Source organism: Paenibacillus sp. USDA918EY (genome assembly GCF_009870825.1).
In the GTDB taxonomy this organism is placed as follows: Bacteria; Bacillota; Bacilli; order Paenibacillales; family Paenibacillaceae; genus Paenibacillus_AQ; species Paenibacillus_AQ albilobatus.
The window spans coordinates 734,851-748,592 of record NZ_WTWY01000002.1 but is presented as its reverse complement, the minus strand read 5'-3'; the positions used below and the strand labels follow the sequence as shown (position 1 = coordinate 748,592).

General features: G+C 50.6%; 14 protein-coding genes and 1 tRNA gene. 9 read left to right on the top strand and 6 right to left on the bottom strand.

From position 1 onward, the window contains the following. Nucleotides 1-117: 117 nt before the first annotated feature. Nucleotides 118-714: an ATP-dependent Clp endopeptidase proteolytic subunit ClpP gene (gene clpP / locus GQY55_RS07490; protein ID WP_160039714.1), complete on the bottom strand. Its 597-nt coding sequence runs from the start codon at nucleotides 712-714 to the stop codon at nucleotides 118-120. A 186-nt stretch (nucleotides 715-900) separates the two neighbouring features. Then, nucleotides 901-975: transfer RNA gene (locus GQY55_RS07485), tRNA-Arg, on the bottom strand. 304 nt (nucleotides 976-1,279) lie between these two features. On the opposite strand from GQY55_RS07485, the gene GQY55_RS07480 reads away from it, so the two are divergent. From GQY55_RS07480 to eno, 6 genes are all read left to right on the top strand, one after another. Beyond that, nucleotides 1,280-2,320 carry a sugar-binding transcriptional regulator gene (locus GQY55_RS07480; protein ID WP_160039712.1) on the top strand — a complete coding sequence of 347 codons (1,041 nt, stop codon included), beginning with the start codon at nucleotides 1,280-1,282 and terminating at the stop codon, nucleotides 2,318-2,320. Between the two features lie 126 nt (nucleotides 2,321-2,446). After that, the gene (gene gap / locus GQY55_RS07475; protein ID WP_160039710.1) at nucleotides 2,447-3,457 is read left to right on the top strand and encodes a type I glyceraldehyde-3-phosphate dehydrogenase; all 1,011 of its coding nucleotides are present in this window, start codon (nucleotides 2,447-2,449) and stop codon (nucleotides 3,455-3,457) included. Between the two features lie 378 nt (nucleotides 3,458-3,835). Next, entirely contained in the window at nucleotides 3,836-5,017 is a 1,182-nt protein-coding gene (locus GQY55_RS07470; protein ID WP_160039708.1) for a phosphoglycerate kinase, read from the top strand. A gap of 48 nt (nucleotides 5,018-5,065) precedes the next feature. Beyond that, complete coding sequence (gene tpiA / locus GQY55_RS07465) at nucleotides 5,066-5,818, top strand: triose-phosphate isomerase (protein ID WP_160039706.1); 753 nt, start codon at nucleotides 5,066-5,068, stop codon at nucleotides 5,816-5,818. A 1-nt stretch (nucleotide 5,819) separates the two neighbouring features. Next, nucleotides 5,820-7,364, top strand: coding sequence for a 2,3-bisphosphoglycerate-independent phosphoglycerate mutase (gene gpmI / locus GQY55_RS07460; RefSeq protein ID WP_160039704.1), 1,545 nt, complete (start codon nucleotides 5,820-5,822; stop codon nucleotides 7,362-7,364). 64 nt (nucleotides 7,365-7,428) lie between these two features. Beyond that, nucleotides 7,429-8,715: a phosphopyruvate hydratase gene (gene eno / locus GQY55_RS07455; RefSeq protein ID WP_160039702.1), complete on the top strand. Its 1,287-nt coding sequence runs from the start codon at nucleotides 7,429-7,431 to the stop codon at nucleotides 8,713-8,715. Between the two features lie 345 nt (nucleotides 8,716-9,060). Here the strand turns inward: eno and GQY55_RS07450 are convergent, their stop codons facing one another. The 4 genes from GQY55_RS07450 to GQY55_RS07435 all read right to left on the bottom strand — a co-directional run bounded on the left by GQY55_RS07450 (nucleotide 9,061) and on the right by GQY55_RS07435 (nucleotide 11,391). Beyond that, nucleotides 9,061-9,609 carry a cysteine hydrolase family protein gene (locus tag GQY55_RS07450; RefSeq protein WP_160039700.1) on the bottom strand — a complete coding sequence of 183 codons (549 nt, stop codon included), beginning with the start codon at nucleotides 9,607-9,609 and terminating at the stop codon, nucleotides 9,061-9,063. A 109-nt stretch (nucleotides 9,610-9,718) separates the two neighbouring features. Next, nucleotides 9,719-10,084: a winged helix-turn-helix transcriptional regulator gene (locus tag GQY55_RS07445; RefSeq protein WP_160039698.1), complete on the bottom strand. Its 366-nt coding sequence runs from the start codon at nucleotides 10,082-10,084 to the stop codon at nucleotides 9,719-9,721. A gap of 425 nt (nucleotides 10,085-10,509) precedes the next feature. After that, complete coding sequence (locus GQY55_RS07440; protein ID WP_160039696.1) at nucleotides 10,510-10,902, bottom strand: nuclear transport factor 2 family protein; 393 nt, start codon at nucleotides 10,900-10,902, stop codon at nucleotides 10,510-10,512. Nucleotides 10,903-10,923: 21 nt separating this feature from the next. Beyond that, a complete protein-coding gene (locus tag GQY55_RS07435) occupies nucleotides 10,924-11,391 on the bottom strand; it encodes a DinB family protein (protein ID WP_160039694.1) in 468 nt (155 codons plus the stop codon). Between the two features lie 261 nt (nucleotides 11,392-11,652). Here GQY55_RS07435 and GQY55_RS07430 point away from each other — a divergent pair, with 261 nt between their 5' ends. The 3 genes from GQY55_RS07430 to secG all read left to right on the top strand — a co-directional run bounded on the left by GQY55_RS07430 (nucleotide 11,653) and on the right by secG (nucleotide 13,573). Continuing rightward, nucleotides 11,653-12,219, top strand: coding sequence for a TetR/AcrR family transcriptional regulator (locus GQY55_RS07430; RefSeq protein ID WP_160039692.1), 567 nt, complete (start codon nucleotides 11,653-11,655; stop codon nucleotides 12,217-12,219). Between the two features lie 2 nt (nucleotides 12,220-12,221). After that, on the top strand, nucleotides 12,222-12,734 hold the full coding sequence (locus GQY55_RS07425; RefSeq protein ID WP_160039690.1) for a YybH family protein: 513 nt from the start codon (nucleotides 12,222-12,224) through the stop codon (nucleotides 12,732-12,734). A gap of 605 nt (nucleotides 12,735-13,339) precedes the next feature. Then, nucleotides 13,340-13,573 (top strand): preprotein translocase subunit SecG, encoded by a 234-nt coding sequence (gene secG, locus GQY55_RS07420; RefSeq protein ID WP_160039688.1) that lies wholly within the window; start codon nucleotides 13,340-13,342, stop codon nucleotides 13,571-13,573. Nucleotides 13,574-13,742: the final 169 nt, after the last annotated feature.

The following is a 13,742-nucleotide window of genomic DNA, read 5'->3' as shown; positions in this document are numbered from 1 at the left end:
AAAGGTTGTGCTAGAGTACGTAGAATCGGCGGCGTGACGCGGCAAAAAGGGGCTCCCGAAAGATCCAAAAAAAGATCTTTTAGGAGCCCCTGAAGCTGCTATATCTAGATATGGTGGTTAGACGCCTTGAACCGGAGGATGCTCGAGCACTTTATCGATAATGCCATATTCAGCTGCATCCTGCGCGCTCATGAAGTAGTCGCGGTCGGTATCCCGTTCGATGCGTTCCAGCGGCTGTCCCGTGCGTTCGGCAAGAATGCGGTTCAGCGTGTCGCGCATTTTCAGGATGCGGCGGGCGCGGATTTCAATATCCGTTGCTTGTCCTTGAGCACCGCCGAGAGGCTGGTGAATCATAATTTCGCTGTTCGGCAGCGCGTAGCGTTTGCCTTTCGCGCCGGCGTTCAGCAGGAACGCGCCCATGGAAGCGGCGAGACCCACGCAGATGGTGGACACATCCGGCTTAATGTATTGCATCGTATCAAAAATCGCCATGCCGGCCGTAATGGAGCCGCCGGGGCTGTTGATGTAGAGGTGGATGTCCTTATCGGGATCTTCCGCAGCCAGGAAGAGCAGCTGGGCAATGATCGAATTGGCTACGACGTCGTTGACATCGGATCCCAGAAAAATAATGCGGTCTTTCAAGAGTCTGGAATAAATGTCGTAGGCGCGTTCGCCGCGGTTGCTTTGTTCAACGACCATAGGTATATAACTCACGTGGAAAACCTCCCTATTTAATGGATTAATTGCAACTATTCTATACTTACTGTTACCGTAATAACCCCATGATAAACAATTTCAAACAAAAAGTCAAAGAAAGTCAAACTCGAGGGTAAAAAAAATAGCCGATGATTGGCTTTGGTCTTAAAGGTTAAACATATGGTAGATGCTTCATTAATAATATGGCGCGCCCGCGAGGAATTGAACCTCGATCTCAGGCTCCGGAGGCCTGCGTCATATCCATTGGACCACGGGCGCATATGTCAAACATGCTTCAGTCGGACTGCGGAGGGTTATCCCTCGTACATTCCGTACAGCAAGAGTTATTATACGATAAGCCGCGCAGAAATGCAAGAGGCATTTTGAAACGTCGGATAGCCGCCTGCCGCCGCCGTATAAGCCGTATAAGAGGAAAGAATAATGTGAAGGATAGACGGTGGACTACTTGCAACAAGGGGTGAAATTGAGTAGAATATAAGTGGGACTTAAATCGTTACCGTGGGACGTTTTAAGGCCAGGGAGCAGGAGAGAAGGAAGTTGAAGTTGCGGGAGTGGAGAGCAAATGCGGAGAATATTAGAGATACAAAAGCAGCTTCTGCCTGATCTCATGGACGTGCTCAAGACAAGGTACACCATCCTCCATCAGATCATGCTCTCGGAGCTGATTGGCCGGCGAACGCTGGCGGCCTCGCTGCATATGACCGAGCGGGTGCTGCGCGCGGAGACGGATCTATTGAAAGCCCAAGGGCTTATCGAAATTGAAAGCTCCGGCATGAAGATCAGCGAAGCCGGGCGAAAGCTGCTGGACGAGATGGGCCCGATGGCCGAGGAACTGTTCGGACTGAATGAGCTGAGCGAGAAAATCCGCCGTACATACGGCCTGAGAAAGGTTGTCGTCGTGCCGGGGGATTGCGAGGCATCGCCGCTGACGAAGCGCGATCTCGGGCGCGAAGGGGCGAAGGCGCTGCTCGGCGTCATGAATCAGGAGGACACGGTTGCCGTCACGGGAGGTTCCACGTTGGCCGCGGTAGCGGAAGAGCTCAATCCGCATGCTTCCGCGTCGATGAAGAACAGCTGGTTCGTTCCGGCCAGGGGCGGACTTGGCGAAAGCTTGGAATTCCAGGCGAACACGATCGCTTCTACGATGGCCAAACGCGTAGGCGCCCAATACCGGCTGCTGCATGTCCCCGATCTGCTTAGCGATGACGCTTATCAATCGCTGGTGCAGGACCGCAATATTCAGGAAATCGTGGACGTCATCCGGCGGTGCCGCATCATTGTGCACGGCATCGGCGACGCGATGGAGATGACCCGGCGCAGGAGGCTGGATCCGGCCGCGGCGCAGGAGATTCAGCGCGAAGGCGCGGTAGCGGAGTCTTTCGGCTATTATTTTAACGAGCAGGGCGAAGTCGTTCACCGCATGATTACGCTGGGCCTTCGGCTGGAAGACATCATCCGGACGGAGATCGTGATCGGGATTGCCGGCGGGAAAGACAAGGCGACCGCCATCCATTCCGTGCTGAAGTTCGGGCATGAGGATATTCTCGTGACGGACGAAGCGGCGGCCGTCGAGATCTGCAGGCAGATCGATGAGCAATCGTAAGCTCGGCATTGTTTCGTTATCAACACAGGCGCAAGCCCGCCTGTTTTGAATAAATAATGAATGTTTCGGACGGCTGCGGCCGACCTGCAAACATTCACAAAATAAGAACTTTGGGAGGACTATTCAATGAGTGTAAAAGTAGGCATTAACGGTTTTGGACGTATCGGACGACTCGCTTTCCGCCGCATTCAAAATGTGGAAGGCATCGAAGTTGTGGCAATCAACGACTTGACTGATGCTAAAATGTTGGCTCATTTGCTTAAATATGATACGACGCAAGGCAAATTCGACGGGGACATCGAAGTTCATGACGGCTTCTTCAAAGTAAACGGCAAAGAAGTTAAAGTTCTCGCGAACCGCAACCCTGAAGAGCTTCCTTGGGGCGAGCTTGGCGTTGACATCGTTCTGGAGTGCACAGGCTTCTTCACGACGAAAGAAAAAGCTGAGCTTCACCTGAAGGGCGGAGCGAAAAAAGTCGTGATCTCCGCTCCTGCTACAGGCGACATGAAAACGATCGTTTACAACGTCAACCATGAAACACTGGACGGATCCGAAACCGTCATCTCCGGCGCTTCCTGCACAACGAACTGCCTGGCCCCAATGGCTAAAACGCTCAACGACAAGTTCGGCATCGCATCCGGTCTGATGACTACGATCCATGCTTACACCGGCGACCAAAACACCCTGGACGCTCCGCATCCAAAAGGCGACTTCCGCCGTGCGCGCGCCGCTGCCGAGAACATCATTCCAAACTCCACTGGCGCTGCAAAAGCAATCGGTCTGGTTCTTCCGGAACTGCAAGGCAAACTGGACGGCGCCGCTCAACGCGTGCCTGTACCAACAGGTTCCCTGACCGAGCTCGTTACCGTTCTGAACAAAAAAGTAACGGCTGACGAAGTCAACGCAGCTATGAAAGAAGCGTCCGACCCAGAAACTTTCGGTTACACCGAAGACGAAATCGTATCTTCCGATATCAAAGGCATCACGTTCGGTTCGCTCTTCGACGCAACTCAAACCAAAGTGCTGACAGTAGGCGACCAACAACTGGTGAAAACCGTTGCTTGGTACGACAACGAAATGTCCTACACGGCTCAATTGGTTCGCACATTGGCATACTTCGCAAAACTGGCTAAGTAAGATCGACGCCGGTCAAGCGGAATATATGGAGCGGAAACAGAACCTTTGTTTCCGCTCTTTGTAAATTGCATGCGGCAAATCCGGAAGGAAGCCGACTTTCGGATTTTCGCGTCATGCCAATACAACGAAGTAAAACGATTTGGATAGAGACAACGGAGAGTTTGGATAGATAAAAACAAGAGGATTGAAAAAATCCCGAAACGAACGAGCTTGTCCCCTGTAATTCCTGAATACAGACGAGGATTTGCAAAAATCCGGAAAGATTCAATCGGCAATATATAGAGCGAAACGGTTCAGTTTGTCTATATATACCCAGGAGCGGCCGTAATCGAATTTTGCAAAATCCCGAAATAAAAAATGGGTACGGAGGAACGAACCATGAACAAAAAATCTGTACGTGATGTGGAAGTAACCGGCAAACGCGTATTCGTGCGCGTGGATTTCAATGTGCCTTTGGAAGACGGAAAAATTACGGACGACACGCGGATCCGCGAAACGCTTCCAACGATCAAATATTTGATCGAGCGCGGCGCGAAGGTCATCCTGGCGAGCCATCTGGGCCGTCCGAAAGGAGAGTTCGTCGATTCCCTGCGTTTGACGCCGGCGGCAGAGCGTTTGTCGGAGCTTCTCGGCAAACCGGTCGTTAAAGCGGACGAGGCCGTGGGCGAAGCGGTTAAAGCCGAAATCGCCAAAATGAACGACGGAGACGTGCTGCTGCTCGAAAACGTGCGTTTCTACCCTGGGGAAGAGAAAAACGATCCGGAACTGGCGAAGCAATTCGCCGAGCTTGCGGACCTGTACGTCAACGACGCGTTTGGCGCCGCTCACCGGGCCCATGCTTCCACAGAAGGCATCGCGCATTACCTGCCGGCCGTATCCGGCCTGCTTATGGAGAAAGAATTGAACGTTCTCGGCAAGGCTTTGTCCAACCCTGAGCGTCCTTTCACGGCCATCATCGGCGGATCGAAGGTCAAAGACAAAATCGACGTCATCAACAACCTGCTGAACATCGCGGACAACGTGCTGATCGGCGGAGGCCTGTCCTATACCTTCATGAAAGCGCAAGGGTATGAAATCGGCATGTCTTTGTGCGATAATGAGAAACTGGATGTGGCGCTCGGATTTATCCAAAAAGCGAAGGATCTCGGCAAAAACTTCCTGCTTCCGGTCGATATCGTCATCGCGGACGATTTCAGCGCAAACGCGAACGTGAATATCGTGGAAGTGGGCAACATCCCTGAAAAATGGGAAGGCGTGGACATCGGACCGAAAACGCGCGCCAAATACGCCGAAATCATTAAAAACTCCAAGCTTGTCGTATGGAACGGACCGATGGGCGTATTCGAAATCGACCCATTTTCGGGCGGTACGCGTGAAGTGGCCGAAGCTTGCGCCCAAACCGAAGGTTACACGATCATCGGCGGCGGCGATTCCGCGGCAGCGGCGGAGAAATTCCATCTGGCGGACAAAATGGACCACATCTCCACAGGCGGCGGCGCTTCGCTGGAATTCATGGAAGGCAAGGCGCTCCCAGGCGTCGTGGCTCTGAACGATAAATAATCCGGGCGGGTACAGCCGTAAGGATTTCCGAAGAAGGAGTTGAAGCAAGTGAGAACACCAATCATTGCGGGCAACTGGAAAATGTTCAAAACCGTTCCGGAAGCCAAAGCATTCATCGAAGAAGTGAAGGGCAAAGCGGAAGTGGAAGGCGTGGAAAGCGTCATCTGCGCTCCGTTCACCAACCTTCCGGCATTGGTTGAAGCCGCTAAAGGCACGTCCATCAAAATCGGCGCCCAAAACCTGCATTTTGAAGACAACGGCGCATTTACCGGCGAAATCAGCGGCGAAATGCTGAAGGAGCTTGGCGTGGATTATGTCATCATCGGCCACTCCGAACGCCGCGCTTATTTTGCGGAAACCGACGAGACCGTCAACAAAAAAATGCACGCGGCATTCCGCCACGGCTTGACGCCGATCGTTTGCGTGGGCGAAAAGCTCGAAGAGCGCGAAGCCGGCCAAACGAAGGATGTCTGCAAGGTGCAAACCGAAGCGGCATTCGAAGGACTGTCCGCCGACCAAGCGGCTCAAGCCGTGATTGCATATGAACCGATCTGGGCGATCGGAACAGGAAAATCTTCGACTGCGCAGGATGCAAACGAAGTTATCTCCTATATCCGCGACCTGGTCAAAGGTTTGTACGGAGAAGACGTTGCGAGCAAAGTCCGCATTCAATACGGCGGCAGCGTGAAACCTGAAAACGTGGCCGAGTACATGGGACAAAGCGACATCGACGGCGCGCTCGTCGGCGGCGCCAGCTTGCAGCCGGCTTCCTATATCCAGCTCGTTCAGGGGGCGAAGTAAGATGACCGCACCTAGACCTGTAGCATTGATTATTATGGACGGATTCGGTCTGCGCAGCACGAACGAAGGCAACGCGGTGGCTCAGGCCAAGAAACCGAACTACGACCGCCTGATGGCCAAATACCCGCATACGACGCTGACCGCTTCCGGCGAAGCGGTAGGTCTGCCGGAAGGACAAATGGGCAACTCCGAAGTGGGCCATTTGAACATCGGCGCAGGACGCATCGTGTACCAGGATTTGACCCGCATTTCGAAATCGATCCGCGAAGGCGAATTTTTCGATAACCCGACGTTGGTCGAAGCGGTTCGCGCGGCAAAAAATAACGGCAAAAAGCTGCATTTATACGGCTTGCTGTCGGATGGGGGCGTACATAGCCACATTGAGCATATGTTCGCCATGTTGGACCTTGCGAAAAAAGAGGATATGCATGAAGTTTACATCCATGCTTTCCTGGACGGCCGCGACGTCGCTCCGGACTCCGGCAAGAAGTTCATTCAGGATTTGCAAGCAAAAATCAAAGAAGTGGGCATCGGCAAAATCGCGACCGTTCAAGGCCGCTATTATGCGATGGACCGCGACAAGCGCTGGGAACGCGTAGAGAAATCCTACCGCGCGATCGTATACGGGGACGGACCGAAATACACCGATCCGCTTGAAGCCGTAACGGAATCCTACAACAAATCGGTATTCGACGAGTTCGTCGAGCCTACGGTGATCGTGGGCGAAAACGGCCAGCCGGTATCGCTCGTGGAAAGCGGCGATTCCGTCGTGTTCCTGAACTTCCGTCCGGACCGCGCCATTCAGCTGTCCCAGGTATTCACGAACAAGGACTTCCGCGGATTCGACCGCGGGCCGAAGTTCCCTGAAAACCTCCATTTCGTCTGCCTGACGCTCTTCAGCGAAACGGTCGGAGGATATGTGGCTTACGAACCGAAAAACCTGGACAATACGCTGGGCGAGGTGCTGGTGCAGCATAACAAAAAGCAGCTCCGCATCGCCGAAACGGAAAAATACCCGCACGTGACGTTTTTCTTCAGCGGCGGCCGCGACGTAGAGCTTCCAGGGGAAACCCGGATTCTCATCAACTCGCCGAAGGTTGCCACGTATGACCTGAAGCCTGAGATGAGCGCCTACGAAGTGGCGGATGCTTGCGTGAAAGAAATCGAAGCCGAAAAACACGATGCCATTATCCTCAACTTCGCCAACCCGGACATGGTCGGACACTCCGGCATGCTGGAGCCGACGATCAAAGCGGTTGAAGTGACGGATGAGTGCATGGGCAAAGTCGTTGACGCCGTCATCGCCAAAGGCGGGGTAGCGATCATCATCGCCGACCACGGAAACGCCGACATGGTGTTTGACGAGCAGGGAAGACCGTTTACCGCGCATACGACGAACCCGGTTCCGTTTATTTTGACATCCGAGGACGTGACGCTGCGTGACGGCGGCATTTTGGCCGATGTGGCTCCAACGATTCTCGACCTGATGCAGCTGCCTAAGCCGGCTGAAATGACCGGAGAATCGATGATTGCAAGCCGCAAATAAACGGTATAATGATAGAGATGGTATCTATTCTGGATTAAATACACCGCAAAGGAGAACAAGTACAATGACTATTATTTCTGACGTGTACGCTCGCGAAGTCCTCGACTCCCGCGGCAACCCGACTGTTGAAGTTGAAGTTTACCTCGAATCCGGCGCTATGGGCCGCGCCATCGTTCCATCCGGCGCTTCCACCGGCGCTCACGAAGCCGTTGAGCTTCGCGACGGCGACAAAGACCGCTATCTCGGCAAAGGCGTTTTGAACGCCGTGAAAAACGTAAACGAAATTATCGCTCCTGAAGTGATCGGCATGGACGCGCTCGACCAGCTCGGCATCGACAAGCTGATGATCAAACTGGACGGCACGCCTAACAAAGGCAAGCTGGGCGCAAACGCCATCCTGGCCGTTTCCATGGCTACGGCACGCGCGGCAGCCGACGCTTTGGACCTGCCTCTGTATGTATACCTTGGCGGATTCAACGCAAAACAACTGCCTGTACCGATGATGAACATCGTAAACGGCGGCGCTCATGCCGACAACAACGTCGACGTGCAAGAGTTCATGATCCTGCCTGTAGGCGCTCCTTCCTTCAAGGAAGCCCTTCGCACAGGCGCTGAAATCTTCCACAGCCTGAAATCCGTATTGAAAGGCAAAGGCCTGAACACGGCGGTAGGCGACGAAGGCGGCTTTGCTCCTAACTTCACTTCCAACGAAGACGCATTGTCCTCCATCATGGAAGCTATCGAAAAAGCCGGCTACAAACCGGGCGTAGACGTATTCCTCGGCATGGACGTTGCTTCCACGGAGTTCTTTAAAGACGGCAAATACCATCTCGAAGGCGAAGGCAAATCCTTCACATCCGCAGAATTCGTTGATTTGCTCGCTTCTTGGGTTGACAAATATCCGATCATCACGATCGAAGACGGCTGCTCCGAAGACGACTGGGAAGGTTGGAAACTCCTTACCGAGAAACTCGGCGACAAGATCCAACTCGTTGGCGACGACTTGTTCGTAACCAATACCGAACGTCTTGAAAAAGGCATCAAAGAAGGCATCGGCAACTCGATCCTGATCAAAGTGAACCAAATCGGTACGCTGACGGAAACCTTCGACGCCATCGAAATGGCAAAACGCGCAGGATACACTGCGGTTGTTTCCCACCGTTCCGGCGAGTCCGAAGACAGCACGATCGCGGATATCGCGGTTGCAACGAATGCCGGCCAGATCAAAACGGGCGCACCTTCCCGTACCGACCGGATCGCGAAGTACAACCAATTGCTCCGCATCGAGGACGAACTGAGCGAAATGGCTCAATACAACGGACTGAAGTCCTTCTACAACCTGAATAGATAAGAAGCAGCCTTTCCAGCTGCACAAAAACCGTCCCGGCATCCTGCCGGGGCGGTTTTTTTAATACAAAGGTCAAGGGAACCCGTGTGTCAATTCAAATAAAAATCTAACCGAAGACGGATGGAACACTCATTAAAAAATCTAACTTTTTAGACATGCCCCTAACCCCGAGGGGGCGGCGGTCGACGAGCATTCATCCTACGGCTGAGTTATGCATTCTTCCGTTGCGTTCCCCGGCATACAAAAGGTACCCATAGCCCGCACCTTTTAAAGTGTTCAGACTGTGGGTACCCGTTCATACGAGGCGGCCTTTTATCAGTTGTTGCCAGAGTTGCTTCAATGAAAAAATTAAATCATCTTGTGAAGGCTGCCAGCGTTCGTTACTTGAGCGAAGGTGCCTTGCAATGATGCCATAAAAGTATCATGGACGGTTTTTGCAGAAATCACCGTATCGTTCCATACCAAATCCCTGGTGGTACACGCATCGTCGAGCAATATGACTTCATAACCCAAGCGGTGCGCAGTTCGCACAGTCGAATCGATACATATGTGGCTCATCATCCCGCAAATGACAAGTCGCGATACTTTAATAGATTCAAAATGCTGATGCAATTCAGTTTGAAAAAAGCTATCCGGAGTATGTTTAACGATAACTTTTTCGTCAGATTGGGGTTTTACCCGTTCATGAATTATAATCCCTTCCGTATCGGGAAGAAAAAACGTTGCGTTTTTTTCCAAAAGAGTGCACTGAATATGAACGATAGGCAACCTTTTTTCCCGGAACAGTGCCAATGCTTCTTGAGCATGGATTGCCGCTTGTTCGGTATCGACTAATTCATTTCTGCCTCCCTGGAAATAATCTTTTTGAATGTCTACCAATAGTAACGCTGTATTCATGATACACGGCTCCTTTTACATGCAGTTAATGAGTTTCTAAAAGTATTGTAGTCTCGATGCAATGGCGCCGTGAATTACCCACTTTTTTGTGGGTATGGGTGCATTGAACTCAAATCTTGTATCTGATGCCTTTTCGGTCAAGAAGTTCAGTTTGACCCCATTCCACCATGTATTCGATGCCTATCTCTTGCATGATCAGTACCGCGTCTAACAGCTTTCTCCCACGTTCAGTAAGAAAGTATTCTACATGCAGCGGATAACCTTCCGTTTTGACTTTATCCACGATACCGCAAGATTGTAGTTCTCTTAAATGCTGTAACAACATCTTCTGGGTGATCTGGTCGATATCCCGCTCCAGTTGAGCTAAGGACGTATTCCCATCTTTCAATTGAAAGATAATCATTGTTTTCCATTTGCCTTTTATAATGTCATGAACAACCTCTAATGGGCAGGTACACTGCTCCCGAATGATCATAGAACTCACCTCGATGCGATCATTTCAAACCATGCGTTCCTTGGACGGAAATGGTTCCAGGCAGCTTGGAACTCATACGGACTCCTCCGTATAGGGCTCTTATTCCCAACCTAATACCGTCGGTCTTGAGGCCGGCAGCAACACGCAGCTAAACTCGTTTTGCACGAGCGTTTTGTATCGAAGTTCACCTCAAAATGATTTCGAGGGGCGACGCCGAATTCACAACCTACGGAATTCAGTCCCCTCATTTTGGGTTGTTATCTCGACAATAACCATTTCCATTTGAGTCCCTGAATTCCCTTTCTTTTTGTCCGATTTTTCACGGGAAACGAATTAAATTAGTCAGGGTTAGGATAATGAACTTGAAGCGCACCAGACATGCACACAATCTTTATTCCTGAAGCACCTCGTCGTAGGTTCCGCGGTCACCTGAAAGCGGCCTCCAGGGCACCTGTATCTTCAAAGCCCCGGAAATACTTAATCTTGCCGTCTTCCACTTCGCAAACCACCGCCCAGTAACTTTCGAACATGTTACCGGTAGGCCGAATCCGATGCTTAAATCTTCCCCAAGCGAAAGCTTTTGTTTCATCGGCAAGTATATTACAGATCTCGAATTCTTGGGTTTCGAGATCTTTCTGGAACTTGGTCAATAGCGTCCTTACGCCCTCTATCCCGTAATAAGTCCCGTAAAAGTGGTGCCTGTCAGACTCCTTCTCGAATGCCGCGATAAATTTGGCATCTCTGTGTACATGACCGAGGGCCTTATCCATATCCCCTAAACTGTGAAAGTATTGAAGCAGCACTTGATCCGGTTTCATATAGCATCGATCTCCTATCCACTATAATTGCATGGTTTTATGCTGGCTCGTAAAGATACCAAGGTGTATGGCTTCGTGCATCAAAGCGAAGTTGAATAGCTCGCCGGAGGTAACGAACCCGAACGGGCCCATGATAAACGGCGAATGCAAATTCATGTTCAACATTTCGGGCGTCAGCTCGGACATACGGGAAAGCTGCGTCATTAACAGTTCGGTCAGTTCTGCCTTTGAAGGCGGAGCAATCGTCCATTCCGACGGTTTCGTTCCGGTGCCGAACAACGTTTCGTATACAGGCGGAATTGCGGTCGGGAGTCCGAAAGATAACGTGGAGTATCGATCCATCCAGTACACGATATGACCGACATTCCAGCGAATCGTGTTATTGAAGCCATTCGCTTGAATATCGAATTGATCCTCCGAAATTCCCTGGAGCTGCCCGATCACGATCTGATGCAAAACTTTTCCGGTTGTAATAATCGAATTAGCCATGGTTGAAACGCCTCCTAATAAGTGTTGAACCCTTACATCCAAAGTGTACCTTTCGCTCCGCGAACCAACAATCACGAGATTCCGATTCAATTGATCGCTTTCAGTAATGATTGTTTGGCGGTTGAGGATCAACCGGATTACCCAAGATGGAGAGACATTATTATCACGATGATGGAAAGAGGAATTCCAAGCTTGTGTCCAGAGTGAGGGCTTGAAATTGTACCTACTAGTATGTATAATCAAAAAAAGGAGGAATGATTCATGACCGCAAAGGAACGCCTGTTATCGGCTGCCAAGGATTTGCTGTGGGACTATGGGTATGAGAAGATGAGTCCGAAAGATATTCAGAAGAAAGCCGACGTTGGGCAAGGGAGCTTTTATCACCATTTTGAAAGTAAAGAAAGCTTGGCAGCTCAAGCAGTACGCGAAATATCAGACGACATGCAAAATACGCTGAGTGCCGTGTTTGAGACAAGTAAGCCCCCGCTCGAACGCGTTAAGGATTATTTAAAGCAGCCGAGAGAAGCGCTTCGCGGTTGCCGAATCGGTAAACTCGTGCAAGAGGTATCGGTAACTCATAATTCTTTGTTGCCTCCTATCTCCGAATACTTCGCCCGTTTACAACAAGAACTGGCCTTGCTGCTGCAATGTGCTCAGCAGGAAGGAGCGTTTCCGCTTGAGGCGGATGCAACACAACTGGCAGCAGCGATTTCGGCTGCTGTACAAGGAGGATACGTTCTTTCCAGGGCACTGAATGATCCTAAACAGATGGAGATGGCCACAAGTGGAATACTGTCAATGATTGAGTTCATGGAACGGAGGTTATAACCATGTCTGCTTTCCATATTGAGTCTTTAGATTCTATCGTGTTTGCCGGAAGCCGAAACCGGCTAGATGAAGGAAACATTCCTTCGATAGAAGGCGCTAAGGCGGTACTGGAGACATTTTACCATGCGTTTAATACTCGTAATCTAAGTTTGTTTACCCAAGTGTGGCTTGACCATCCTTTGATTCAGCTTAATAATCCGTTAGGCGGTATAATGAGGGGGGCAGGAGATATAGAAGAGTTGTATAGAAAAGTCTTCCAAGGCAATGTGTTTGTGGAGGTCGAGTTTCACGACATCGTTCTATATTCGTCCTTCGAGTATGCCGTATTTGCCGGTCGCGAAAGGGGGACCTACCGGATCGGTACAAATATATATCCGCTGAATATTCGTACTACCCGTTGTTTTCAATATATCGACTCCAAGGGCGGTTGGAGGCAAGTTCATCACCATGGATCCATTGATGATAGCCGGCTTCTTCATAACTATCAAAAAGCCATCAGAGGGGATATGATTTAGAATGAGTGTCATTCTTCCTTCATTTTGTACAGGGCATCATCATACCAAATGTCATCGTGAATTCATGGAACATTATTTGTTTTGTGTAACATTGAACTCGGGAAATAATACGCGCAACAAATGAAAAAAAATCCGCCGGTAAGCAGAGGGTGTCGAGCGCTCGCTAGACAATCTGAATCGCGGCTACGGCCTCTTGGTACTTGTGCCGCGGCTCCCTTGTCAAGTTTCGCTTTCGGCTGCCGTACAAGGCCATTGAGCTGCTGCAACACGTACTTGGGGTTAAACGAAGTGACGCTGACAAATTCATCAATGATCATTGACTTTTCCTCGCGTTTCTTCGCTTTGCGGTACCGTTGCTGCATAGCTTGCATGGTTCTTTACGGCTTTGTAATGACATTCTCACTACACATCCCCTCAGTTCTTTGATTCCACTACCCTTTAAGTTAGATTATAGCTGATTTAATACGAGTCCTTGTTTTAGGAAATGGGCTATGGTACAATAAAAATGCTGTTTTATGAACGATAATTAATGTTTGAGAAGCAAATTTGCAGCACCCTATATAGAATGGTGTTTATGATGTTTAGCTCACTGGGAGGTGGATCGAATGGAAACTTTGTTGAAGGTACTGCTCGTCATTTTCTCGATCGCTTTGATCGCAATCGTTCTTTTGCAAAAAGGGAAAAGCGCAGGACTGGCCGGTGCCATCTCCGGTGGCGCAGAGCATCTTTTCGGAAAAACGAAAGCCCGCGGCATGGACTTGATCCTGCAGCGCGTGACGGTCGTCGTGGCGGCGTGCTTCATGATTTTGGCCATTCTTGTGGCGATATTCGCGAAATGATATAGCCGGACTTTGGAAACCCTTCGCTCTTTCAGAAGAAGAGCGGGGGTTTTTTAATATCCCCGAACCATGGGAATGTTTTCCGGAACCAAAGTTTCCCCAGGCTTGATTCGCGCGTATATATCATGGCCGCCCAGGGATGCAAACGATTAATTCCGTGTATACTAGG

Bases quoted from the DNA above. Each gene is read 5' to 3' on its own strand.
- GQY55_RS07450 (WP_160039700.1), bottom strand. From the start codon at position 9,609: ATGAATACAGCGTTACTATTGGTAGACATTCAAAAAGATTATTTCCAG.
- GQY55_RS07440 (WP_160039696.1), bottom strand. From the start codon at position 10,902: ATGAAACCGGATCAAGTGCTGCTTCAATACTTTCACAGTTTAGGGGAT.
- GQY55_RS07470 (WP_160039708.1), top strand. From the start codon at position 3,836: ATGAACAAAAAATCTGTACGTGATGTGGAAGTAACCGGCAAACGCGTA.
- GQY55_RS07445 (WP_160039698.1), bottom strand. From the start codon at position 10,084: ATGATCATTCGGGAGCAGTGTACCTGCCCATTAGAGGTTGTTCATGAC.
- GQY55_RS07430 (WP_160039692.1), top strand. From the start codon at position 11,653: ATGACCGCAAAGGAACGCCTGTTATCGGCTGCCAAGGATTTGCTGTGG.
- GQY55_RS07480 (WP_160039712.1), top strand. From the start codon at position 1,280: ATGCGGAGAATATTAGAGATACAAAAGCAGCTTCTGCCTGATCTCATG.
- eno (WP_160039702.1), top strand. From the start codon at position 7,429: ATGACTATTATTTCTGACGTGTACGCTCGCGAAGTCCTCGACTCCCGC.
- GQY55_RS07425 (WP_160039690.1), top strand. From the start codon at position 12,222: ATGTCTGCTTTCCATATTGAGTCTTTAGATTCTATCGTGTTTGCCGGA.
- GQY55_RS07435 (WP_160039694.1), bottom strand. From the start codon at position 11,391: ATGGCTAATTCGATTATTACAACCGGAAAAGTTTTGCATCAGATCGTG.
- gpmI (WP_160039704.1), top strand. From the start codon at position 5,820: ATGACCGCACCTAGACCTGTAGCATTGATTATTATGGACGGATTCGGT.
- secG (WP_160039688.1), top strand. From the start codon at position 13,340: ATGGAAACTTTGTTGAAGGTACTGCTCGTCATTTTCTCGATCGCTTTG.
- gap (WP_160039710.1), top strand. From the start codon at position 2,447: ATGAGTGTAAAAGTAGGCATTAACGGTTTTGGACGTATCGGACGACTC.